Annotated in this window: 27 protein-coding genes and 1 tRNA gene; 15 read left to right on the top strand and 13 right to left on the bottom strand. The window is 54.1% G+C overall.

The window, feature by feature from the left end:
• The first annotated feature begins 142 nt into the window (after positions 1-142).
• The gene (locus tag AOC04_RS11710; RefSeq protein ID WP_060693535.1) at positions 143-451 is read left to right on the top strand and encodes an I78 family peptidase inhibitor; all 309 of its coding nucleotides are present in this window, start codon (positions 143-145) and stop codon (positions 449-451) included.
• 70 nt (positions 452-521) lie between these two features.
• Here the strand turns inward: AOC04_RS11710 and AOC04_RS11705 are convergent, their stop codons facing one another.
• A complete protein-coding gene (locus tag AOC04_RS11705) occupies positions 522-734 on the bottom strand; it encodes a cold-shock protein (RefSeq protein WP_003179963.1) in 213 nt (70 codons plus the stop codon).
• A gap of 293 nt (positions 735-1,027) precedes the next feature.
• On the bottom strand, positions 1,028-1,330 hold the full coding sequence (locus tag AOC04_RS11700; RefSeq protein WP_060693533.1) for a hypothetical protein: 303 nt from the start codon (positions 1,328-1,330) through the stop codon (positions 1,028-1,030).
• A gap of 361 nt (positions 1,331-1,691) precedes the next feature.
• Between AOC04_RS11700 and thrS the strand changes: the two genes are divergently transcribed.
• The 9 genes from thrS (at position 1,692) to AOC04_RS11655 (ending at position 9,133) form a co-directional block, all read left to right on the top strand.
• Positions 1,692-3,614 (top strand): threonine--tRNA ligase, encoded by a 1,923-nt coding sequence (gene thrS, locus AOC04_RS11695; protein WP_060693531.1) that lies wholly within the window; start codon positions 1,692-1,694, stop codon positions 3,612-3,614.
• Positions 3,614-4,165 carry a translation initiation factor IF-3 gene (gene infC / locus AOC04_RS11690; protein ID WP_171970586.1) on the top strand — a complete coding sequence of 184 codons (552 nt, stop codon included), beginning with the start codon at positions 3,614-3,616 and terminating at the stop codon, positions 4,163-4,165. The genes thrS and infC overlap by 1 nt, the downstream gene beginning before the upstream one ends.
• 59 nt (positions 4,166-4,224) lie before the next feature.
• Positions 4,225-4,419: a 50S ribosomal protein L35 gene (rpmI, locus tag AOC04_RS11685; RefSeq protein ID WP_003442181.1), complete on the top strand. Its 195-nt coding sequence runs from the start codon at positions 4,225-4,227 to the stop codon at positions 4,417-4,419.
• Positions 4,420-4,447: 28 nt separating this feature from the next.
• Positions 4,448-4,804 carry a 50S ribosomal protein L20 gene (gene rplT / locus AOC04_RS11680; protein WP_003442184.1) on the top strand — a complete coding sequence of 119 codons (357 nt, stop codon included), beginning with the start codon at positions 4,448-4,450 and terminating at the stop codon, positions 4,802-4,804.
• Between the two features lie 109 nt (positions 4,805-4,913).
• Entirely contained in the window at positions 4,914-5,930 is a 1,017-nt protein-coding gene (pheS, locus tag AOC04_RS11675) for a phenylalanine--tRNA ligase subunit alpha (RefSeq protein ID WP_048369332.1), read from the top strand.
• Between the two features lie 26 nt (positions 5,931-5,956).
• Positions 5,957-8,335, top strand: a complete 2,379-nt coding sequence (gene pheT / locus AOC04_RS11670; RefSeq protein ID WP_060693529.1) for a phenylalanine--tRNA ligase subunit beta — start codon at positions 5,957-5,959, stop codon at positions 8,333-8,335.
• Positions 8,336-8,338: 3 nt separating this feature from the next.
• On the top strand, positions 8,339-8,641 hold the full coding sequence (gene ihfA, locus AOC04_RS11665) for an integration host factor subunit alpha (RefSeq protein WP_002553164.1): 303 nt from the start codon (positions 8,339-8,341) through the stop codon (positions 8,639-8,641).
• A complete protein-coding gene (locus AOC04_RS11660; RefSeq protein WP_019829202.1) occupies positions 8,622-8,978 on the top strand; it encodes a MerR family transcriptional regulator in 357 nt (118 codons plus the stop codon). Before ihfA ends, AOC04_RS11660 begins: the two co-directional genes overlap by 20 nt.
• Before the next feature lie 78 nt (positions 8,979-9,056).
• Positions 9,057-9,133, top strand: a tRNA-Pro gene (locus AOC04_RS11655).
• Between the two features lie 87 nt (positions 9,134-9,220).
• Here AOC04_RS11655 and AOC04_RS11650 read toward each other — a convergent pair.
• The 11 genes from AOC04_RS11650 to AOC04_RS11610 all read right to left on the bottom strand — a co-directional run bounded on the left by AOC04_RS11650 (position 9,221) and on the right by AOC04_RS11610 (position 14,286).
• On the bottom strand, positions 9,221-10,333 hold the full coding sequence (locus tag AOC04_RS11650) for a phage integrase Arm DNA-binding domain-containing protein (protein ID WP_060693526.1): 1,113 nt from the start codon (positions 10,331-10,333) through the stop codon (positions 9,221-9,223).
• A complete protein-coding gene (locus AOC04_RS11645; protein WP_060693524.1) occupies positions 10,333-10,545 on the bottom strand; it encodes a hypothetical protein in 213 nt (70 codons plus the stop codon). Before AOC04_RS11645 ends, AOC04_RS11650 begins: the two co-directional genes overlap by 1 nt.
• 88 nt (positions 10,546-10,633) lie before the next feature.
• Positions 10,634-10,981, bottom strand: a complete 348-nt coding sequence (locus tag AOC04_RS11640; RefSeq protein WP_125863001.1) for a hypothetical protein — start codon at positions 10,979-10,981, stop codon at positions 10,634-10,636.
• A gap of 49 nt (positions 10,982-11,030) precedes the next feature.
• Entirely contained in the window at positions 11,031-11,768 is a 738-nt protein-coding gene (locus AOC04_RS24190; RefSeq protein WP_237178868.1) for a hypothetical protein, read from the bottom strand.
• A complete protein-coding gene (locus AOC04_RS23800; protein WP_157883480.1) occupies positions 11,765-11,902 on the bottom strand; it encodes a hypothetical protein in 138 nt (45 codons plus the stop codon). The genes AOC04_RS24190 and AOC04_RS23800 overlap by 4 nt, the downstream gene beginning before the upstream one ends.
• A gap of 42 nt (positions 11,903-11,944) precedes the next feature.
• Entirely contained in the window at positions 11,945-12,271 is a 327-nt protein-coding gene (locus AOC04_RS11630; RefSeq protein WP_060693521.1) for a pyocin activator PrtN family protein, read from the bottom strand.
• The gene (locus tag AOC04_RS23955) at positions 12,264-12,404 is read right to left on the bottom strand and encodes a hypothetical protein (RefSeq protein WP_167344882.1); all 141 of its coding nucleotides are present in this window, start codon (positions 12,402-12,404) and stop codon (positions 12,264-12,266) included. The genes AOC04_RS11630 and AOC04_RS23955 overlap by 8 nt, the downstream gene beginning before the upstream one ends.
• Positions 12,405-12,429: 25 nt before the next feature.
• Positions 12,430-12,714 carry a phage antirepressor KilAC domain-containing protein gene (locus AOC04_RS11625; RefSeq protein ID WP_060693519.1) on the bottom strand — a complete coding sequence of 95 codons (285 nt, stop codon included), beginning with the start codon at positions 12,712-12,714 and terminating at the stop codon, positions 12,430-12,432.
• An 8-nt stretch (positions 12,715-12,722) separates the two neighbouring features.
• On the bottom strand, positions 12,723-13,316 hold the full coding sequence (locus tag AOC04_RS11620; protein WP_060693518.1) for a hypothetical protein: 594 nt from the start codon (positions 13,314-13,316) through the stop codon (positions 12,723-12,725).
• Positions 13,313-13,492 carry a hypothetical protein gene (locus AOC04_RS11615; protein ID WP_060693516.1) on the bottom strand — a complete coding sequence of 60 codons (180 nt, stop codon included), beginning with the start codon at positions 13,490-13,492 and terminating at the stop codon, positions 13,313-13,315. The genes AOC04_RS11620 and AOC04_RS11615 overlap by 4 nt, the downstream gene beginning before the upstream one ends.
• 92 nt (positions 13,493-13,584) lie before the next feature.
• Positions 13,585-14,286 carry an XRE family transcriptional regulator gene (locus AOC04_RS11610; RefSeq protein ID WP_237178867.1) on the bottom strand — a complete coding sequence of 234 codons (702 nt, stop codon included), beginning with the start codon at positions 14,284-14,286 and terminating at the stop codon, positions 13,585-13,587.
• A gap of 148 nt (positions 14,287-14,434) precedes the next feature.
• Between AOC04_RS11610 and AOC04_RS11605 the strand changes: the two genes are divergently transcribed.
• The 5 genes from AOC04_RS11605 (at position 14,435) to AOC04_RS11590 (ending at position 18,294) form a co-directional block, all read left to right on the top strand.
• Positions 14,435-14,665: a helix-turn-helix transcriptional regulator gene (locus AOC04_RS11605; protein ID WP_418054947.1), complete on the top strand. Its 231-nt coding sequence runs from the start codon at positions 14,435-14,437 to the stop codon at positions 14,663-14,665.
• A gap of 341 nt (positions 14,666-15,006) precedes the next feature.
• Positions 15,007-15,525, top strand: a complete 519-nt coding sequence (locus tag AOC04_RS11600) for a phage regulatory CII family protein (protein ID WP_060693510.1) — start codon at positions 15,007-15,009, stop codon at positions 15,523-15,525.
• Positions 15,518-15,736: a TraR/DksA C4-type zinc finger protein gene (locus AOC04_RS23495; protein ID WP_073514933.1), complete on the top strand. Its 219-nt coding sequence runs from the start codon at positions 15,518-15,520 to the stop codon at positions 15,734-15,736. Before AOC04_RS11600 ends, AOC04_RS23495 begins: the two co-directional genes overlap by 8 nt.
• Positions 15,726-17,942 carry a virulence-associated E family protein gene (locus AOC04_RS11595; protein ID WP_060693507.1) on the top strand — a complete coding sequence of 739 codons (2,217 nt, stop codon included), beginning with the start codon at positions 15,726-15,728 and terminating at the stop codon, positions 17,940-17,942. Before AOC04_RS23495 ends, AOC04_RS11595 begins: the two co-directional genes overlap by 11 nt.
• Positions 17,935-18,294 (top strand): PA0613 family protein, encoded by a 360-nt coding sequence (locus AOC04_RS11590; RefSeq protein WP_060693505.1) that lies wholly within the window; start codon positions 17,935-17,937, stop codon positions 18,292-18,294. Before AOC04_RS11595 ends, AOC04_RS11590 begins: the two co-directional genes overlap by 8 nt.
• Positions 18,295-18,715 lie beyond the last annotated feature (421 nt).

Genomic DNA, 18,715 nt, shown 5'->3' with positions numbered 1-18,715 from the left:
ACGATTAGATGTGCGCGTTTGTGATGTGCTCGGGCAATATCTTGTGCCCTGCGGTTAATCAATTTTTGCCGTAAGACTCTGTGCAACCTATTTGCGAAAAAGCTGTCGCAAAGGTTTCGACTATTTATCTTAAGGAGGCTTCATGTCTTGGAAGCTAGCGTCATTGGTTTCGTTGTTGGCGGTTGTAGCGCTGTCAGGCTGTAGTACGCCGAACGCTGCAAAAGACCCTGTGGCTGAGGCTGGTCACAGTCGTTGCGATGCTAAAGCAGCCAGCTTTGTGATTGGCCAAAAGGCGTCGCCAGAGCTGTTGGAGCAGGCCCGCATCAAGGCTGGGGCACAAAATGCACGCATCCTGGCGCCACATGACATCATGACGCTGGAGTACCGTTCTGATCGTTTGAATCTTAATGCGGATGACAACGCCATCATTACCCGAGTTAACTGCGGTTAAGATCATTTAGCGTTGTTGTAGGCATAAAAAACCCCGTCACATGGACGGGGTTTTTTTGTTCGAAGGAGATTTACTCCGGACGAACCTGTGCAGCTTGCATACCCTTTTGGCCTTTCTCAGCCACGAAGGAAACAGTCTGGCCTTCTTTCAGGCTTTTGAAACCGTCGCTTTCGATAGCTTTGAAGTGTACGAACAGGTCGTCACCGCCACCTTGAGGAGTGATGAAGCCGAAGCCTTTTTCATCGTTGAACCATTTTACGGTGCCGGTTTGGCGATTAGACATGGTGTATCTCCAAGAAACTTATATTTTCAGTAGTACTGTGCTGCTCAGGCCAACTGGGCACACCGAGCTATCATAGTCGAAATGTGCGGTTTGGGAGCCCCCCTGAGCTGCAGTTTGCATCATTGTTAGCATTTGTCTGGCGCTTGAAGTGCCTTAAGTCCCCGTTTTATGGGGGTTTAGCGGCGAAAGCGCCTTCGAAAAAAAGCAGTAAAGGATGCATATTTTTTAGCAAAAAGACGTTTCAAGGTCTTTTTTGCTTGGCTCAAGGCTTAAATCAGCCCCCGAAACATGCTCTATTTTGTTGCCCTGCAGGCCTGGATGGCATCCAGGGCCTTGGTCCGCAGCTCTACGCTCGGCATTTTTGTCTTGCTCATCAACTCTTTGATCTCGGCAGTCGAAAATTTCTCGGAAATTTTATCTGCACCGCATGCGCAATGTTGCTGGGCGGTTTTCTGGTCGACACTTTGGCTGGCGGCTGCAGTGCAATCCTTCATATAGGCTTCTTTGGCGCCTGCAGGCCAACTTTCGGCCTGGGCGCTCAAGGGCAAGAGCATTGCCATAGGTGCTACGAGGGCAAGCAGGTGAGTCATGCGCATGTGATTCTCCTTATAGACTTTAAATCTGAATTTGTTGCACTGAGTATCTGAGGGGATAGTGGAGCTCAAGTTCACCATTTTGCAAAAACCGCCTCATTGCTTCGAGTGAGCACCGGCGGGAGGGCGGCGCCCTTTCTTCTGTGCTAGCATGCCGCCCTTGGCGTTTTTATGCTATTGCGTGCTCCCGAGCCGCGAAGCAGAGCCATTAACCCTTTTATTTGAACTCCAGTCACTCTGGTTCGGTTTAGTGTTGGCCGCAAGGCTCCTGCCACTGTGAGGCAGGTATACCTCCGAATCGCGTACTGGCTCATCCCAACCCACGTGACCTTTGGTAGGGGTCACCACTAGGAGAGGAGGCGCCATGCCAACTATTACTCTTCCCGACGGCAGTCAACGTACATTTGATCATCCGGTATCTGTAGCTGAAGTAGCCGCTTCAATTGGCGCAGGTCTGGCCAAGGCCACCGTAGCCGGTAAGGTCGACGGCAAACTGGTTGATGCCTGCGATTTGATCGAACATGACGCCACCTTGCAAATCATCACTCCCAAGGATGAAGAGGGGCTGGAGATTATTCGCCACTCTTGCGCCCACCTGGTGGGGCATGCAGTCAAGCAGTTGTATCCAACAGCCAGAATGGTAATTGGACCTGTTATTGACGAAGGCTTTTATTACGATATCGCCTATGAACGTCCGTTTACTCCGGATGACATGGCAGCTATTGAAAAGCGCATGCAGCAATTGATCGAAAAAGACTACGACGTCATCAAGAAAGTGACACCGCGTGCTGAGGTCATCGAGCTTTTTGCCCAGCGTGGTGAAGATTACAAGCTGCGTCTGATTGAAGACATGCCGAACGAACAAGCCATGGGTCTGTATTTCCATGAGGAGTACGTTGACATGTGCCGTGGGCCTCACGTGCCGAATACGCGCTTCTTGAAGTCGTTCAAGCTGACCAAGCTGTCCGGTGCCTACTGGCGCGGCGATGCTAAAAACGAGCAGCTGCAGCGAATTTATGGCACGGCGTGGGCTGACAAGAAGCAGCTCGCTGCCTATGTCCTTCGCATTGAAGAAGCGGAAAAGCGCGATCACCGTAAAATCGGTAAGCGCCTGGGGTTGTTTCACACTCAGGAAGAAGCGCCGGGAATGGTGTTCTGGCATCCGAACGGTTGGACGCTTTACCAGGTACTCGAACAGTACATGCGTAAAATACAGCGCGAAAATGGCTATCTGGAGATTAAAACTCCTCAGGTGGTTGATCGCAGCTTGTGGGAAAAGTCCGGGCATTGGGCTAATTACGCTGAAAACATGTTCACCACTGAATCGGAAAACCGCGATTACGCGATCAAGCCGATGAACTGTCCTTGTCACGTGCAGGTCTTCAATCAGGGGCTGAAAAGCTACCGTGAATTGCCAATGCGTCTGGCCGAGTTCGGTGCATGCCACCGTAATGAGCCGTCGGGCGCATTGCATGGCATCATGCGTGTTCGTGCGTTTACCCAGGACGATGCACATATTTTCTGCACTGAAGAACAGATGCAGGCCGAGTCTGCAGCGTTCATCAAGCTGACACTCGATGTGTATGCAGACTTTGGTTTCAAGGATATTGAGCTTAAGTTGTCGACTCGTCCTGAAAAGCGTGTTGGCTCTGATGAGTTGTGGGATCGCGCTGAAAGCGCTTTGGCCGCAGCCCTTGATAGTGCTGGTCTGGCGTATGATTTGCAGCCGGGCGAAGGTGCCTTCTACGGTCCCAAGATCGAATTTTCTCTGAAAGATTGTCTGGGTCGTGTCTGGCAATGTGGTACCTTACAGCTCGATTTCAACCTGCCGATCCGTCTTGGCGCAGAATATGTGTCCGAAGACAACAGCCGTAAGCATCCCGTTATGCTGCACCGCGCGATCCTTGGATCGTTCGAACGTTTCGTCGGTATTTTGATTGAGCATTACGAAGGTGCCTTCCCTGCGTGGCTTGCGCCAACCCAGGCAGTGATCCTGAATATCACTGATAAACAGGCAGATTTTGCCCTTGAAGTTGAAAAAACTCTCAATCAGAGCGGATTTCGTGCCAAGTCTGACTTGAGAAATGAAAAGATCGGCTTTAAAATCCGCGAGCATACTTTGCTCAAGGTTCCTTATCTCTTGGTTATCGGAGATAGAGAAGTCGAGATGCAGACTGTCGCTGTGCGTACACGTGAAGGTGCTGACCTGGGCTCGATGCCCGTCGCGCAATTCGCTGAATTCCTCGCACAAGCGGTTTCCCGGCGTGGTCGCCATGATTCGGAGTAATTATTATTAAGCGTGAAATGAGACAAGATAAACGAGCTGCACCGAAGGCCCCGATCAACGAGAATATCTCGGCACGCGAGGTTCGGTTAATTGGGGCTGAAGGCGAGCAGCTTGGGATTGTGTCAATTGAAGACGCGCTTCTTAAAGCTGAAGAGGCCAAACTGGATTTGGTGGAAATTTCCGCTGATGCAGTACCCCCAGTTTGTAAGCTGATGGACTACGGCAAATCTATCTTCGAGAAGAAGAAACAGGTTGCCGCTGCAAAGAAAAACCAGAAACAGATCCAGGTTAAAGAAATCAAGTTTCGTCCAGGGACGGAGGAAGGGGATTACCAGGTAAAACTGCGCAACCTGGTACGTTTCCTGAGTGATGGGGACAGGGCCAAGGTGTCGTTAAGATTCCGTGGTCGTGAGATGGCCCACCAGGAGCTGGGTATGGAACTGTTGAAGCGGGTTGAAGGTGACCTGCTTGAATACGGGACCGTCGAACAGCATCCTAAGATGGAAGGACGCCAGCTGATTATGGTCATCGCCCCGAAAAAGAAGAAGTAATCACTAGGGCACGGCAGGCCTTTTGATTATGTTTATCAACTGAATGCGGAGTACCGAACATGCCAAAGATGAAAACTAAGAGTGGTGCTGCTAAGCGGTTTCTGAAAACTGCTAACGGCATCAAGCACAAGCACGCTTTCAAGAGCCACATCCTGACCAAAATGTCGACTAAGCGTAAGCGTCAATTGCGCGGTAGCAGCTTGCTGCATCCGTCTGACGTGGCAAAAGTGAAGCGCATGCTGCGCCTTTGCTAATTTCGGTCAAGAATAGAGGAAGTAACTCATGGCTCGTGTAAAGCGTGGCGTTGTCGCCCGTAAACGTCACAAAAAAATTCTGAAACTGGCTAAAGGCTACTACGGCGCACGCTCACGCGTATTCCGTGTTGCCAAGCAAGCGGTAATCAAGGCAGGCCAATACGCCTACCGTGACCGTCGTCAGAAAAAACGTCAGTTCCGCGCTCTGTGGATCGCTCGTATCAACGCTGGTGCTCGTATCAACGGTCTGTCCTACAGCCGTTTCATCGCCGGCCTGAAAAAAGCTTCCATCGAGATCGACCGTAAGGTTCTGTCTGATCTGGCAGTGAACGAAAAAGCGGCGTTTGCTGCGATTGTCGAGAAAGCTAAAGCCACCTTGGCTTAAGTACCCCCGACAGTTACCAGAGCTTACCTGTGTGAGCTCTGGTGCTAAACGTCTTAAATAGGGGAAGAGCCTTCAAGCTCTTCCCCTATTTTGTATCTGGAGTCTGTACATGGAAAACCTGGATGCGCTGGTCTCTCAAGCACTAGAGGCTGTGCAAAGCGCTGAAGATATCAATGCCCTGGAGCAAATCCGGGTTCAATACCTTGGTAAAAAAGGTGAATTGACTCAGGTGATGAAGACCCTGGGGAATTTGCCGGCTGAAGAGCGTCCGCAGGTCGGTGCTCTGATCAACGTTGCCAAGGAGCGTGTCACAGAGGTTCTCAATACTCGCAAGGCACTGTTTGAAGAGGCCGAACTGGCCGCCAAACTGTCTGCCGAGTCAATTGATGTGACCCTGCCTGGCCGTGGCCAGACCTCAGGCGGTCTGCATCCGGTTACTCGGACTCTGGAGCGTATCGAGCAGTTCTTCACCCACATTGGCTACGGCATTGCCGAAGGTCCAGAGGTCGAAGACGACTATCACAATTTCGAGGCGCTCAACATCCCTGGCCATCACCCGGCCCGTTCGATGCATGACACCTTCTATTTCAATGCGAATATGCTGTTGCGCACCCATACCTCTCCGGTACAGGTCCGCACCATGGAATCGCAGCAGCCGCCGATCCGCATTGTCTGTCCAGGACGTGTATACCGTAGCGACTCCGATATCACCCATTCGCCGATGTTCCACCAGGTAGAAGGCCTGTTGGTCGATCGCGATATCAACTTCGCGGACCTTAAAGGAACTATTGAAGAGTTCCTGCGGGTGTTCTTCGAAAAAGAACTTGCCGTGCGTTTCCGTCCGTCGTACTTCCCGTTTACTGAGCCATCCGCTGAAGTGGATATGGAATGTGTGATGTGCAGCGGTAAAGGCTGTCGCGTCTGCAAACAGACAGGCTGGCTGGAAGTCATGGGCTGCGGCATGGTTCATCCGAACGTGCTGCGTATGTCCGGGATTGACCCGGAAGAGTTCTCGGGCTTTGCCTTCGGCATGGGCGTTGAGCGTCTGGCCATGCTGCGTTACGGCGTGAACGACTTACGTCTGTTCTTCGACAACGACTTGCGGTTCCTCGCGCAATTTCGCTAGTCGTAACGAATTCTTAGGAGAGCAGGATGAAATTCAGTGAACAATGGCTGCGTGGTTGGGTAAACCCGCAGGTAGGTCGCGATGAGCTGGTTGCTCGTCTGTCGATGGCCGGTCTTGAGGTCGATAGTGTTACCCCGGCCGCCGGTGTATTCAGTGGCGTTGTAGTTGGTGAAGTGCTCAGCACAGAGCAGCACCCGGATGCCGATAAGCTGCGTGTTTGCCAAGTCAGCAATGGTACAGAGACTTTTCAGGTAGTTTGCGGTGCGCCCAATGTGCGCCCGGGCCTGAAGATCCCGTTCGCCATGATCGGGGCAGAGCTGCCCGGCGATTTCAAAATCAAAAAAGCCAAGCTGCGTGGCGTTGAGTCCAACGGCATGCTCTGCTCGCAAGCAGAGCTGCAAGTGGGCGAAGGCAATGATGGCTTGATGGAACTGCCGGCAGATGCGCCGGTAGGCGAAGACATTCGCGTATATCTGGACCTCGAAGATGCCAGCATTGAAGTCGACCTTACCCCTAACCGTGGTGACTGCCTGTCTCTGGCTGGCTTGGCTCGTGAAGTAGGGGCATTGTATGCGGCCCCGGTCGCACGTCCATCAGTGGCGACTGTCCCTGCAGTGCACGACGAAGTACGTCCGGTTGAAGTGCTTGCACCTGCAGCTTGCCCACGCTACTTGGGGCGTGTCATCCGCAATGTTGACCTGTCAAAGCCAACGCCACTGTGGATGGTTGAGCGTCTGCGGCGCGCGGATGTGCGCAGCATTGATGCGGCAGTCGACATCACTAACTACGTGATGCTTGAGCTGGGCCAACCGTTGCACGCTTTTGATCTCGCCGAGATCAATGGTGGTATCCGTGTGCGCATGGCTGAAGAAGGCGAGAAGCTGGTATTGCTGGATGGGCAGGAAGTTACTTTGCGTAGCGATACGCTTGTGATTGCTGACCATACCCGTGCGCTGGCCATTGCTGGTGTGATGGGGGGCGAGCACAGTGGCGTTTCTGCTTCGACCCGTGATGTGTTCCTCGAAAGTGCTTTCTTCGACCAAATTGCAGTGGCCGGCAAGGCCCGCTCTTATGGCCTGCACACTGATGCTTCGCATCGTTATGAGCGTGGTGTGGACTGGAAGCTGGCCCGTGAAGCCATGGAGCGTGCTACAGGCTTGCTGCTGGAAATCACTGGCGGCGAAGCCGGTCCGGTTATTGAGACGGTCAACGAGCAGTATCTGCCTTCGATCGCACCGATCACCTTGCGTGCTGCGCGTATCAGCCAGATGCTGGGCATGGAAATGGATTCAGCTGAAATCGAGCGTCTGCTCAGCGCGTTGGGTCTGGCCATATCAACTGACGGTGCCGGGCAGTGGCGTGTAGAAGTGCCTAGTCATCGTTTCGATATCAGCCTTGAAGTTGATTTGATCGAAGAGTTGGCTCGTCTTTACGGCTATAACCGTTTGCCAGTCCGCTATCCGCAAGCCCGCTTGGCTCCTCAGGCCAAGGCTGAAGCACGCAGTGATCTGCCGGAATTGCGTCGTTTGTTGGTAGCTCGCGGCTACCAGGAAGCTATTACTTATAGCTTTATTGATCCGAAACAGTTCGAACTGTTCAGCCCGGGCGTCGAGCCTCTGTTGTTGGCTAACCCCATTTCGAACGATATGGCCGCGATGCGTGCTTCCTTGTGGCCAGGTCTGGTCAAGTCGTTGCAGCACAACTTGAATCGTCAGCAAGATCGCGTCCGCTTGTTTGAAAGTGGCCTGCGTTTTGTCGGTCAGTTGGAAGGTCTAAAGCAAGAACCAATGCTAGCGGGTGTGGTTTGTGGCAGTCGTCTTCCAGAGGGTTGGGCACAAGGGCGCGACGTCGTTGACTTCTTTGATGTCAAAGCCGATGTAGAAGCCGTGCTAGGTTTCGCTGGTGCTCTGGATTCCTTTACCTTTGTGCCGGGGAAACACCCTGCGTTGCACCCGGGTCAAACCGCACGTATCGAACGTGATGGTCGCGAAGTCGGCTATGTCGGTGCGATCCATCCTGAACTGTCAAAAAATCTTGGCCTTGACCGTCCAGTATTTGTTTTTGAGCTGGTTCTTGCAGAAGTCGCATTGGGAAAAATGCCTAAATTCCAGGAGTTGTCGCGCTTTCCTGAAGTGCGTCGTGACCTGGCGCTGTTGGCTGATCGTGATGTAGCAGCCAGTGCGGTACTGGAAGTAATACGTGAAAATGCAGGCGAATGGCTCACAGACCTAAGGTTATTTGACGTTTACCAGGGTAAAGGCATTGATCCGCATAGAAAAAGCCTTGCAGTTGGCTTGACCTGGCAGCATCCATCGCGCACTCTTAATGACGATGAGGTGAATACCACGACACAAAACATCCTCACCTCGCTCGAAAAAAGGTTGAACGCCACGTTAAGGAAGTGACGTATGGGGGCTCTGACGAAAGCTGAAATGGCGGAACGTCTTTATGAAGAGCTGGGCCTGAATAAACGTGAAGCCAAAGAATTGGTCGAGCTGTTTTTCGAAGAAATCAGGCACGCTCTTGAAGACAATGAACAAGTCAAACTGTCCGGTTTCGGAAATTTTGATTTGCGTGACAAGCGACAGCGGCCTGGCCGCAATCCGAAAACGGGAGAGGAAATCCCGATCACGGCTCGCCGTGTGGTCACCTTTCGTCCAGGGCAGAAGTTGAAGGCCCGAGTAGAGGCTTATGCTGGAACCAAGTCATAACGACGAGCTCCCGCCGATTCCGGGCAAACGCTACTTCGCCATTGGCGAAGTCAGCGAGCTCTGTGCGGTAAAACCGCACGTGCTTCGTTATTGGGAGCAAGAGTTTCCTCAGCTTAATCCCGTAAAACGTCGCGGAAACCGCCGGTATTATCAGCGCCAGGATGTGCTGATGATCCGGCAAATTCGTGCATTGCTTTACGATCAAGGTTTCACGATCGGCGGAGCGCGCTTGCGTCTTTCCGGCGATGAAGCCAAAGATGACACCACGCAATACAAACAATTGATCCGCCAGACGATCTCCGAGCTGGAGGATGTTTTGCTGGTACTTCGTAAATAATTCTGGCCTTAAAATACTTTCGTATTTCAAAAGGTTAAGGTATATTTCTCGACGTTCCATCAAGTTGTAACGCCTAGTCGGGGCGTAGCGCAGTCCGGTAGCGCACTAGCATGGGGTGCTAGGGGTCGAGTGTTCGAATCACTCCGTCCCGACCATATTCTGTAAGGGGATCAAGTACTTAGGTGCTTGATCCCCTTTCTCGTTTCTGGCCTGCGCAAAACTGGCGCAAAATGCGCGCAAAACTATCCGGTGATTTCACTGATATTCAGGTCCGGAATCGCATCCGACCAGATCACATCGGCGTGGTCTTTCTGGTAGTTCTTGGTCATGGTCTCGCTGGCATGGCCCGCAATGGATTGGCCATCTTTACCGGCTCTTTTGTACAGGTGCAGCGATAGCGCGCGCACTTCGTGAAAGCCCGGCATTTCCTCTTCTTTCCAATCCGCATAACAGCCTGCAAGTTCTCGGGCCTCTTTAAATGACCGCGTTAGAAAGCGATCCTCAACTTTGGTCCAGTGCTCTTTGGTCTGTGCCTGCTTTTGTAGCAGTCGTTGCGGCTTGCGATGAATCAGGAAAGGGGAGGCGACGTTGTCCTGGCAGCGGGTTATGACGGTCTGCAGCTCGTCAGTCACCTTGAAACGAATCCACGCAGTATCACTGGCCTTGGCAGTTTTCTTTTGTACCAGGTACAGGAAGCCATCCCGAACACCGTCAAAGCGCATGTCCAGAATATCGGAGCGACGTTGAGCAGTGATCAGCGCCAAGTCTATGGCGTTGCGCAGCCAGGGTGGTGCCACCTCCCTGATCGCCTTCAAACCTTCCACAGTGTGGCGTTTGCGTTGTTTCTTCTCGATACGGTTGATGGTGCTCGATGCCGGGTTGTCCGGGCATAAGCCTTTGGACGCGGCATGATTGAAAATGTCCACCAGCAGAGCGCGACTTTGATTGGCGCTCCTGGGGGTCAGTGTGTCCAGCAACTCTGCAACCATACGTATGGTGATCTGATCGACTGCTTTGCCTTCAAACTGCTTTCGGAAGCGTCTGAAGTGAACGGCGTACAGTCCAAGCGTACCTTTGGCCAGCTCGCGAGGAGGTAGGATCTCGGCTTCGTATTTATCCAGAAAGCCTGCAAAGGAGCCCGATGGATTGCCCATGACAGAGCGGACCAGATCCGCGCCTTGCATAAAGGCTAGGTTCAGCTGTTTTGCAGCATCGATTGCCCTGATCCGATCGGTACCGAATTGAAACCACTTACCGTCGCTGGGGCGACGGTAGCGGTAGGTCGAGCGCCGTGAATCAAAGTACAGGTTCTGCGGCAGATGCTTGTTCGCACTATTGCGCGGCCGTGGAACCATCAGGCAACTCCTCTCAGCACCATTGCGACCAGATCGTTGCCGTCAGCTATGTTCAGTGCGTTCCAGTCCACATACCAGAGCGAGCCTATCTGCTCGCCCGGCAGCTTTCCGTTGCGGATGTAGTTGCGGATGGCTTGCGAGCAGAGCGGTGTCCCGTTCTCACCCCAGCGGCGGCGTTGGTATTCGCTAATTTTGATCAGCTCTTTGCGCATCGACAAATCCATCCCAACAGTGGCTCTGTGGCTTTTTGTATTCGGACGTTTGCTTGTTTGTCCGGCGAGAGTTTGGTCTTGGCGGTAACTATTCTTCATCAGTCCACCCCCCGTTAACTTGTGCTCTCTCGCCGTCGATGCTTTTCGCGACAGTATCGGATGCCAAAACAAAGCTATTCTCAAGCAGATCTGCATATTTTCTGAGCATAGCGATAGTGCTTTTTACTTCAGAGGTGCAGGGGCGGCTGAATTCACATTCTCCTTCATCAATGCGTTTTTGGATTAGGTCGTGAACATCAATAAAAAAATCTGCTTCGAAATCTCCAGGACTTTTGAAAGCCTCATCAGTCAACCAGGCATGTGGAATTGAAACCTCGATGTAAGCACCTATATCTGGAGTGATTCCGTCGATGAGCTGAAATTCGGGGGTTTTCATCAGATAGACACCTTCGCTCAGTTTTTTTTGCCGTTGGTACACTCTCCGACTAGTCATTTCTCGGCTCCGAGTTCTGAGCCTTTGTGGACAGAGCTAGGTCAGTTCTGTCGTGTAGTCCTTGATGGACTGTGGTACCGGTGCTGTAACTGTGCTGCCATTCAAAGAGCAGTGAACTCAGTTCGGCTTGATGCGCGAGGGTAGTCTCTCGCTCCTTCTGCAAGTCGAGGATGCTGTGCTCATATGAATGTGCGACTGATCTCCAATACCCAATTTCGTCTGTATCGGTTCGGGCATAGAGCGGCAGCTTGTATTTAGATACCTCGCCAGCACGAACGACGGCATGCCGATCCGATCCTCCTTGCAAATACTCAATATCCCTTGGTGCGATATGGCATACCGGCAGTGGATCAGAATGTAAATCACAGCGAGGATGTTCGAGATCTACCCATTGGAAACAGGCAGCATGGATAAGACCTGCCGTTTTTCTCCCTACACCGGGTATCAGCATAAGTCTGGCCATCGACTCATGCTGGTTTAGTGCTAGCAGGAAGCGGATATACCCTAAGGCAGGCTGCGCGGGCGGGCGATTTTTAGCGTTTAGCGGGGCATCAAAATGGGCTGCCTCGCGCAGCTTTATGTGGGGTATAAGCTCCCCCGCAGTGGCACGAAAAGCTTTAGTAATGCCTGCTGCTGCGCAGCAGAGACTGTTTGTTACAGGCGTGTCGATCCCACTGGTGTTGCGGAGTAAAGCGGGCAGGGTCAAGCGGTTGGTCAGTGAGTGGGTCATGCCGCTTTTCTCCGGGGGCCGGGAGTTGAGTCGGTGCTACGGCCATCGGCCAGACCGTTGCGGTAGCCGATCCAATAGAGCAGGACTGTACTGAGGATCAGAATGATCAGCGCGCTGATCTGAACAGAGGTCATGTGGTGTGCTCCTGGTGTATCGCTGGTGGTGGCAGCGCTGGTTTATTCGTCTTGGTTTGGAGTATTGCCTTGAGATCTGCCGAATTCTTCGTCGGCCTTGTACGCGCGGATGTCGATCAGTGCGGCAACGTGTTTTATGTGGGCAAACTTTGTTGCCTTGCGGCTGCTATCGAGCGTGGTGATGGGTAGTTGAATACGGCCGCTGATGATTTCCGCTATGAACGACTGCTCATTCAGGTAGCGAAAGTACTGTTCGCGCAGCTTGTCGAGCGGGATCAGCACATCACCAAAATTGCGATACAGCAGCTCCACGGTGGCCGCGTCCGGTGCAGGCAGTAACCGCAGCGGGTTTTGGTTGGCTTTAGTCATGTTCTGGCTTGCTCGTTTTGGTTGGGCGGCGGGCCGGGTGGTTCCAGGCATTAAGGCAGTGGCGCTTGGTCAGTTCACGCAAATGTTCCGGCACTTCCAGGAGCGCCGCGTTGCGCTCCTTGCGTGTCGGCATGGCCACGATCTGCCGAGCGTATTCCCTAGGCCACGTCACGGTGATTAACCGGAATTGCTGGAAGGGCCAGGCCCAACTGTTTGGCCAGCCAAGCGATACCGGGCTGACGTACACGGGTTGATTGGCTGTACTGCATGCCGAGTTCGGCGTGGAACCAGTTGCTGTCCTTGATCCGCAGATACTCCCGATCCCGAACCGGGAAGGCGGGTAAGTTGCGCTCGTTGAGCACTCCTTTTTCGCGCATTAACTTGATCAATTTTGGCCGGGTAGTGCCCAGGCAGACGGCGGCTTTGGCGAGGGTGCGTTCCATAACCCCCCCTAAGCTGCAAGCGCGGCAGGAGCTGCCGACGTGACCAAGTGATCGAGCGACTGCAGCAGCCGGTTAAAACTGTGCTGGTCGTCGCCATAGGCCGTAAAGCACTGAGTGCACTGGCAACTGTCGCCGGCGACCAGAATCGCCGTGATGCCTTTACGACTCTGCGTGCAATGCACTGCCAGGCTAACGGCCTCATCCAGACCGATATCGAGCTTCAACGAGCCGCCTTGGCGTACCAGCTGGTGCAGCTGCTCTTGTTGATTGGTATCCAGTAGTTGGCCGCGGTCGACAGATTCAGCACGCGCGCGCGGTGTTGCTGGCTCGGCAGTATCCACGCGGCCATTGGCGATGGACTCAATAAAGTCAGCGAGCACCAGGTGCTTGTCTTTGTCGGCACTGTTCACCGTCAGGCTGTGTTTCTCGTCGCCGGTAACAATGGTGAAGAGCGTGCCGGAGGAACCGCGCTCAACCTGCAGCACGAAGATCAACGGCAGATTGGTGTTTTTGAAGTTGCACGAGTGGTGAAACGTGCCGTTCAAATTGACCTGTGCAGCCAATAGACGATGGGTTTTATCAGCCAAAGAAAACCGGTTCATGCTGCATGCCCCCCATTGTTCGGATCGAACGGGGCCGGGCGGTTGCTGTGCGGAACCAGCCGGGGCTTATTGTTGTGGAGGATGACCAGGCAGCCGGTGGTAGATTGCAGCTGCTCGATCAGACGACGGTTACTGGCGCACGCTGGGTGGACGTGCAGGGTTGCTGTGGTGTGCATGGTGTTGCCTCGCTCTGTGGTGGAGAACGAGGCAAATATCACGTATCGTGCTTATCTGTGTCAATTTAAATTTCGCGCGCAGATAAATGTTATTAAAAGTCGGACGCTGAATGTAAGAACCGTGATGATTTGAGGATGCCACCGACAAGGTGAATCTCTTCTACGTCGCTTTGTGCAATGTGAATGGTGACATGCTCAGCATTTACGCTATCAAGCCGATACATCCCGTCACGTAGGTAGATAAATTCTTTGATCATGGTGCGCCCAGATTTGGTACGAACCATGACTTCATCTCCGCTTATGAAGCTTTTGTTGGGTTCAATGAGCACGAATTCTCCGTTTTTGATCCGGGGAAGCAGGCTATCGCCCAAAACTCTCAGACCAAAAGCATCGGGGTCATCGCTATGAATTTCTAAATACCCCTCACTGTGCCCTGGAGGTAAGTCTGATGTCTCGAAATAGCCCTCATTACCTAATTGTGCATTCCCTACCACTGGAACTATCCCTTTCTTTGCCCAGCCTACGCAGCTGCTTACTGGTTGATCTTTGTCACCTGAGCGGCCCCAACTCTTTACGAGGCCATCTTCAGAGCGGACGCGACCTTGGACTATATCCGGCAAGCTTTCTAATTCGGAGCGGTCTCTACCAGCTACCAAGTCAGGAAGGGTAATTCCGAGGACGGAAGCGATTTTTTCCATGTCTTCTAAGTTTGGCTGACGAGTCCCTTTCTCGTAGTTACCAATGCGAGATTGGGATTCCCACCCACAAGCAAGGGCTAGAGCTTGTTGGCTCATGCCCTTTGCCTTTCTTAGTTGTTTGATACGTAAGCCTAATGTGTTCATGTGATTTTTTTACCACGTATCGAAATGTTTTTTTCTCACTTTGCGTGTTGAAAATCACACGTTATGTGTTTAATGTGGCGGCGTGACACTGAAGGAAGAGATGATGAATTGCATCGCACAGCAAAGAGAAAAGTCGGGTATTAAGCAGAGGCAGCTGGTAGCTGCTCTCGGATGGACTCAAGCGAGAGTTAGTAACTATGAAGCAGGCAGGCGCACTGCTGGACTGGCTGAGTGCCGCGCGATAGTCGTTGCTTTTAACCAGTTGGGTGTGAAGTGCACGTTAGACGATGTTTTTCCACCTGGCATGGACACTCCGGTTAAAGCTGCTTAAGAAATCGAGAAAGAAAAAAGGCGACCCAAGGGCCGCCCAGTTCCTCCCGGCACACACCACCACAGTGTCGCCGGGTCGCGGTCAAGGTAGGCGGGCACACCACATGCAATTCCGCCTCCCTTAACCGCGCTTTCCAAGGCTCGGAAGCCTTGGGTTGCTGCCTTCTCCACCACAGATCTGGCAGCTGTTGCGCCAGAGGTAAGCGACGGATCGCTTACCTCGGCACGGTGCCGGTTTCGATCTTGAGAATCTAGACCGGCTTTTTGGGCCCTTACAAGCCACGCGGCAAATGTACCACCACAACACGCCGCGCGGCACTGGCAACATTAAGGATTAATGCCATGAGCCGTATTGCTCTTAGTTGCACCCAGCGAGCGCGCCGCGAAATTCTGCCGCTCGATTTGGCGCTCTACCACGCTGCCCGAGACTACCCGGGCGGTGCTGCTGCCATCGCTGCCACCACAGGCCGCAATCCCACCACGCTGCAGCACAAACTCTCCCCGACACATCCAAACCACGCAGTAAATATTCAAGAGTTTGCCGAGATCCTGGAACTGACCAAAGACCGCCGCATCCTTGATGCGGTGCACGCGCTGGTGGGCGACACGATCTGGCAGGAACTGGCTGAGGCTTACACCGACGACATGCCGGAGACGCTGACCACCGGTCTTGCCGCGTATTTTCGACAGGTTGCCGACCTGGCTGATACCTGGGCAAAAAGCATCGGAGACGGTGCGATCAGTGACAGCGAGCTGGCAGCCATTCGCCTGCAAGTGTTTCGCGGCATTCAGGGGCTGCTGTCGTTGTACAACCGTGCCTGTTACGTCAACTCGACCACGCGGGGTACCGACCGTGGCTGATATCGCAGATTTTGCTAACGACCTGGTGCAGGAGCGCATCGACAGGGCACTAGCCGCGCGCAAAGCGAAACCGGTGTTCGAGTCTTACGAGTTCTGCGTGGATTGCGACTCGACCATTCCTTTGCCCCGTCGTCTTGCCGTGACTAATTGCACCCGTTGCACCGAGTGCGAGCAACTTAATGAACAGATAGGTACCCGTTATGCTCGATGACGTACTTGGTCAATTTGCTGACCACGGCCTTGAGCCTGCGCAACCACTCACGTTCGGCAAGTTGACCCGCTGCAAGACCACGCAGGATAAGGGCAAAGAGAAAAACGGCTGGTATGTCATCCATGAACACCGCACCGAGAAAAACGAGACGCTGATTTTCGGCAGCTTCGGTGACTGGCGTTCGGGCGACAGCAACAAGATCAAGGTCAAGGCCGGCCGCATGAGCCAGGAAGAACGCGACGTGATGCGCGCTCGTCAGGAGGAAGGCAAACGCCGCGCCGCCGAGATTGCCGCGAACGCCGCCCGCCGTGCTGCCAATCGTGCATCTGGCCTGTTTAAGCGTATGCCGGAGAAGGGTCGTAGCGCTTATCTGGATCGTAAACAGATCGTCGGTATGGGTGTCCGCTACGCGCCGCGCTCTGGTGCTATGTTGGTACCGATGAGTAATGTTCGGGATCAGATCGTCGGGCTGCAGGTCATCTACCCCGACAAGCAGCAGGACACTGGCCGCGACAAGTCCTATTGGCCTTATGGCATGTCCAAGGAAGGCGCCTTCCACCTGATTGGCCCTCACCCTGAGCCGGGCGAGCCAGTACTGGTCTGTGAGGGCTACGCCACTGGCGCAAGCCTGCATATGGCCACCTCGTTGACGGTGGCCATCGCGTTTGACGCGGGTAATTTGAGCGTGGTGGCCAAGGCCATGCGCGAGCGTTTCCCGGGCCGCGCCCTGATCGTCTGCCGCGACGATGACTGGAAGACCAAACGCGCCAACGGCGAGCCTTGGAACCCGGGCGAAGAGAAGGGCAGCAACGCGGCCTTGATCGTTGGCGGTCAGGTGGTTGGTCCGGTGTTTTCGGGCGAGCGCGAGATCAAGTGGACCGACTTCAATGACTTGCATTGTGCCGAAGGGTTGGATGCAGTCCGCCGCCAGGTGTTGTCGGTGGTCAGGCCGCCTGCTGCAGGTGGATGGAAAGACCAGCTGGCACGAACTGAAAACGGCTCATTGATCGCCCATATGCAAAACGTCGAATTGATCCTGGGCAACGACGAGCGCTGGGCCGGTGTTATCAGCTTCAGCGCCTTCAGCTCCAAAATCGTCAAATTACGCACGCCTCCTTATGGCGGCGGTACCGGGGATTGGGGTGATATCGACGATATTCGGGTGATGAAGTGGCTGGCCCAGCAATACAACCTGCGGGTCAAAGCCTCAAGCGTGATCGAGGCGGTCAGCGTTGTGGCCCATGACAACTCCTTTCACCCGGTGCGTAACTACCTGAACAAGCTTGAATGGGATCGGGTGCCGCGCCTCGATACCTGGCTCAACACGGTGATGGGCGTGACCCAAAGCGGTTACAGCGCCAAGGTCGGCAAGCGCTGGATGATCTCAGCAGTGGCGCGGGTAATGCGCCCGGGGTGCAAGGCTGACTCGGTAATGATCCTCGAGGGCGGGCAGGGCGAAGGTAAGTCCACAGCCATGAGGATCCTTGGCGGCGACTGGTTTATGGATACGCCGTTTGCCCTGGGCGACAAGGACGGCTTTCAGGCGATCCGTGGCAAATGGATCATCGAACTGGGCGAGCTGGACAGCTTCAACAAGGCTGAGAGCACCAAGGCCAAGCAGTTCTTCTCGGCGTCCACCGACACCTACCGCGAGAGCTACGGCCGCAGAACAAATGACGTGCCACGCCAGTGTGTTTTCGTGGGTACCACCAACCAGGACGAATACCTCAAGGACGCCACGGGCAACCGCCGTTATTGGCCAGTGGCCTGCACCAAGGTCGACCTCGAGCAACTGCGCGAGATCCGTGACCAGCTCTGGGCCGAGGCAATGTTCTGTTATGAGGCAGGTGAGATCTGGTGGGTCAACCGCGACGAAACCGCGATGTTCTCCGAAGCCCAGGACGAGCGCTTTGTGGTGGATGAATGGGAAGGCCCGATCCTGAACTGGCTGGAAGAGTCGCAGATCGGCGAAACCACCAGCGGCAGCGAAGTGTTGGCCAGCGCACTCAAACTCGACTTCGGCCACTGGGGCAAGCCCGAGCAGATGCGTGTCGGCGCGATCATGCACCGGCTTGGTTGGCGTCGGGTGCGTCTGCCAGCCCTGGCCAAAAGCGGGCAGCGTCCCTGGGCTTACAAGAAGCCTGGTAACTGGGGCGGCCAGTCAGCCCTGCAGGTGCAGAAGACCGAGGAGCCTTGCTTTGATTAAACATATCGACGCCATGCTCAAGCTCTGGGCTGAGGACCTGCATAGCGCAGCGCCCGAAGGCACTGGCAGCGGCAACATGATTGCCATGTTGATGGAGACCAAGGGCGAGCTGATTCGCGGCACGCGGGGTAGTCGGGTACTGCTCGATGAGTCGGCCGACATTGAGTTGATCGTCAATAAACACCTGCCCCCGCAGCTTGCGGTGGTGGTGCGCGAGCACTACTGCAACCACGACAGCTTGCTTTCGCAGAAGATCGCCCACTGCGGGTGCTGCAGGAAAACCTACTACGAGCGGCTGCACGAAGCTCATGAGTGTATTGCTGAACTGCTGCTCGGGAAAAAAGCTGCGTGATCGATGCCTCTCACTTTGCTCACCCATTATCTATGGCCCACCTTGTCCCGCTGCTTTCAACAGCAGTGGGTCAAGCGCAGCCCGCGCCGTTACTGGGCTGTCCCATCGTCCCGCCTATAAGCGCCCCTCGCACATGTGAGCATAGCGGGCAGCAATACGCGCGTTTCACGCGCACGCGTGTTTTTATAAATCTCTCTTTGTACGAGGAAAAAGTAAAAGAAGTAGGACAGTGGGGCACAGCCTTTGATTTAGGCGCTCTCCTTTGTCCCACCTCGATCCTGAGCAATGGGGCAGGGCAGACAGCCCCCAAAAGCCCTAGCCGGGGTGATGTATTCGCCGACATTCGCCGGGTGTTCAGCTGCCTAACCCACTTATTGGGCGGTGGCATTAAAACCTACTTGCTGCCAGTAAATTCCACCTG

Source organism: Pseudomonas versuta, from assembly GCF_001294575.1.
GTDB classification, from domain to species: Bacteria; Pseudomonadota; Gammaproteobacteria; order Pseudomonadales; family Pseudomonadaceae; genus Aquipseudomonas; species Aquipseudomonas versuta.
Note: the sequence above shows the minus strand (reverse complement) of the source record. Positions and strands in the feature narration are given on the sequence as shown.

Excerpts from the sequence above, each read along its gene's own strand:
- AOC04_RS11610 (WP_237178867.1), bottom strand. The coding sequence starts at position 14,286 with ATGAGCCAACAAGCTCTAGCCCTTGCTTGTGGGTGGGAATCCCAATCT.
- thrS (WP_060693531.1), top strand. The coding sequence starts at position 1,692 with ATGCCAACTATTACTCTTCCCGACGGCAGTCAACGTACATTTGATCAT.
- AOC04_RS11630 (WP_060693521.1), bottom strand. The coding sequence starts at position 12,271 with ATGACTAAAGCCAACCAAAACCCGCTGCGGTTACTGCCTGCACCGGAC.
- rplT (WP_003442184.1), top strand. The coding sequence starts at position 4,448 with ATGGCTCGTGTAAAGCGTGGCGTTGTCGCCCGTAAACGTCACAAAAAA.
- AOC04_RS11640 (WP_125863001.1), bottom strand. The coding sequence starts at position 10,981 with ATGAAAACCCCCGAATTTCAGCTCATCGACGGAATCACTCCAGATATA.
- AOC04_RS11605 (WP_418054947.1), top strand. The coding sequence starts at position 14,435 with ATGATGAATTGCATCGCACAGCAAAGAGAAAAGTCGGGTATTAAGCAG.
- AOC04_RS11600 (WP_060693510.1), top strand. The coding sequence starts at position 15,007 with ATGAGCCGTATTGCTCTTAGTTGCACCCAGCGAGCGCGCCGCGAAATT.
- pheS (WP_048369332.1), top strand. The coding sequence starts at position 4,914 with ATGGAAAACCTGGATGCGCTGGTCTCTCAAGCACTAGAGGCTGTGCAA.
- AOC04_RS11660 (WP_019829202.1), top strand. The coding sequence starts at position 8,622 with ATGCTGGAACCAAGTCATAACGACGAGCTCCCGCCGATTCCGGGCAAA.
- AOC04_RS24190 (WP_237178868.1), bottom strand. The coding sequence starts at position 11,768 with ATGACCCACTCACTGACCAACCGCTTGACCCTGCCCGCTTTACTCCGC.
- AOC04_RS11650 (WP_060693526.1), bottom strand. The coding sequence starts at position 10,333 with ATGGTTCCACGGCCGCGCAATAGTGCGAACAAGCATCTGCCGCAGAAC.
- AOC04_RS11615 (WP_060693516.1), bottom strand. The coding sequence starts at position 13,492 with ATGCACACCACAGCAACCCTGCACGTCCACCCAGCGTGCGCCAGTAAC.
- ihfA (WP_002553164.1), top strand. The coding sequence starts at position 8,339 with ATGGGGGCTCTGACGAAAGCTGAAATGGCGGAACGTCTTTATGAAGAG.
- rpmI (WP_003442181.1), top strand. The coding sequence starts at position 4,225 with ATGCCAAAGATGAAAACTAAGAGTGGTGCTGCTAAGCGGTTTCTGAAA.
- AOC04_RS11710 (WP_060693535.1), top strand. The coding sequence starts at position 143 with ATGTCTTGGAAGCTAGCGTCATTGGTTTCGTTGTTGGCGGTTGTAGCG.
- AOC04_RS11705 (WP_003179963.1), bottom strand. The coding sequence starts at position 734 with ATGTCTAATCGCCAAACCGGCACCGTAAAATGGTTCAACGATGAAAAA.
- AOC04_RS23955 (WP_167344882.1), bottom strand. The coding sequence starts at position 12,404 with ATGCCGACACGCAAGGAGCGCAACGCGGCGCTCCTGGAAGTGCCGGAA.
- AOC04_RS11620 (WP_060693518.1), bottom strand. The coding sequence starts at position 13,316 with ATGAACCGGTTTTCTTTGGCTGATAAAACCCATCGTCTATTGGCTGCA.
- AOC04_RS23800 (WP_157883480.1), bottom strand. The coding sequence starts at position 11,902 with ATGACCTCTGTTCAGATCAGCGCGCTGATCATTCTGATCCTCAGTACA.
- AOC04_RS11645 (WP_060693524.1), bottom strand. The coding sequence starts at position 10,545 with ATGCGCAAAGAGCTGATCAAAATTAGCGAATACCAACGCCGCCGCTGG.
- AOC04_RS11625 (WP_060693519.1), bottom strand. The coding sequence starts at position 12,714 with ATGGAACGCACCCTCGCCAAAGCCGCCGTCTGCCTGGGCACTACCCGG.
- AOC04_RS11700 (WP_060693533.1), bottom strand. The coding sequence starts at position 1,330 with ATGCGCATGACTCACCTGCTTGCCCTCGTAGCACCTATGGCAATGCTC.
- pheT (WP_060693529.1), top strand. The coding sequence starts at position 5,957 with ATGAAATTCAGTGAACAATGGCTGCGTGGTTGGGTAAACCCGCAGGTA.
- AOC04_RS11595 (WP_060693507.1), top strand. The coding sequence starts at position 15,726 with ATGCTCGATGACGTACTTGGTCAATTTGCTGACCACGGCCTTGAGCCT.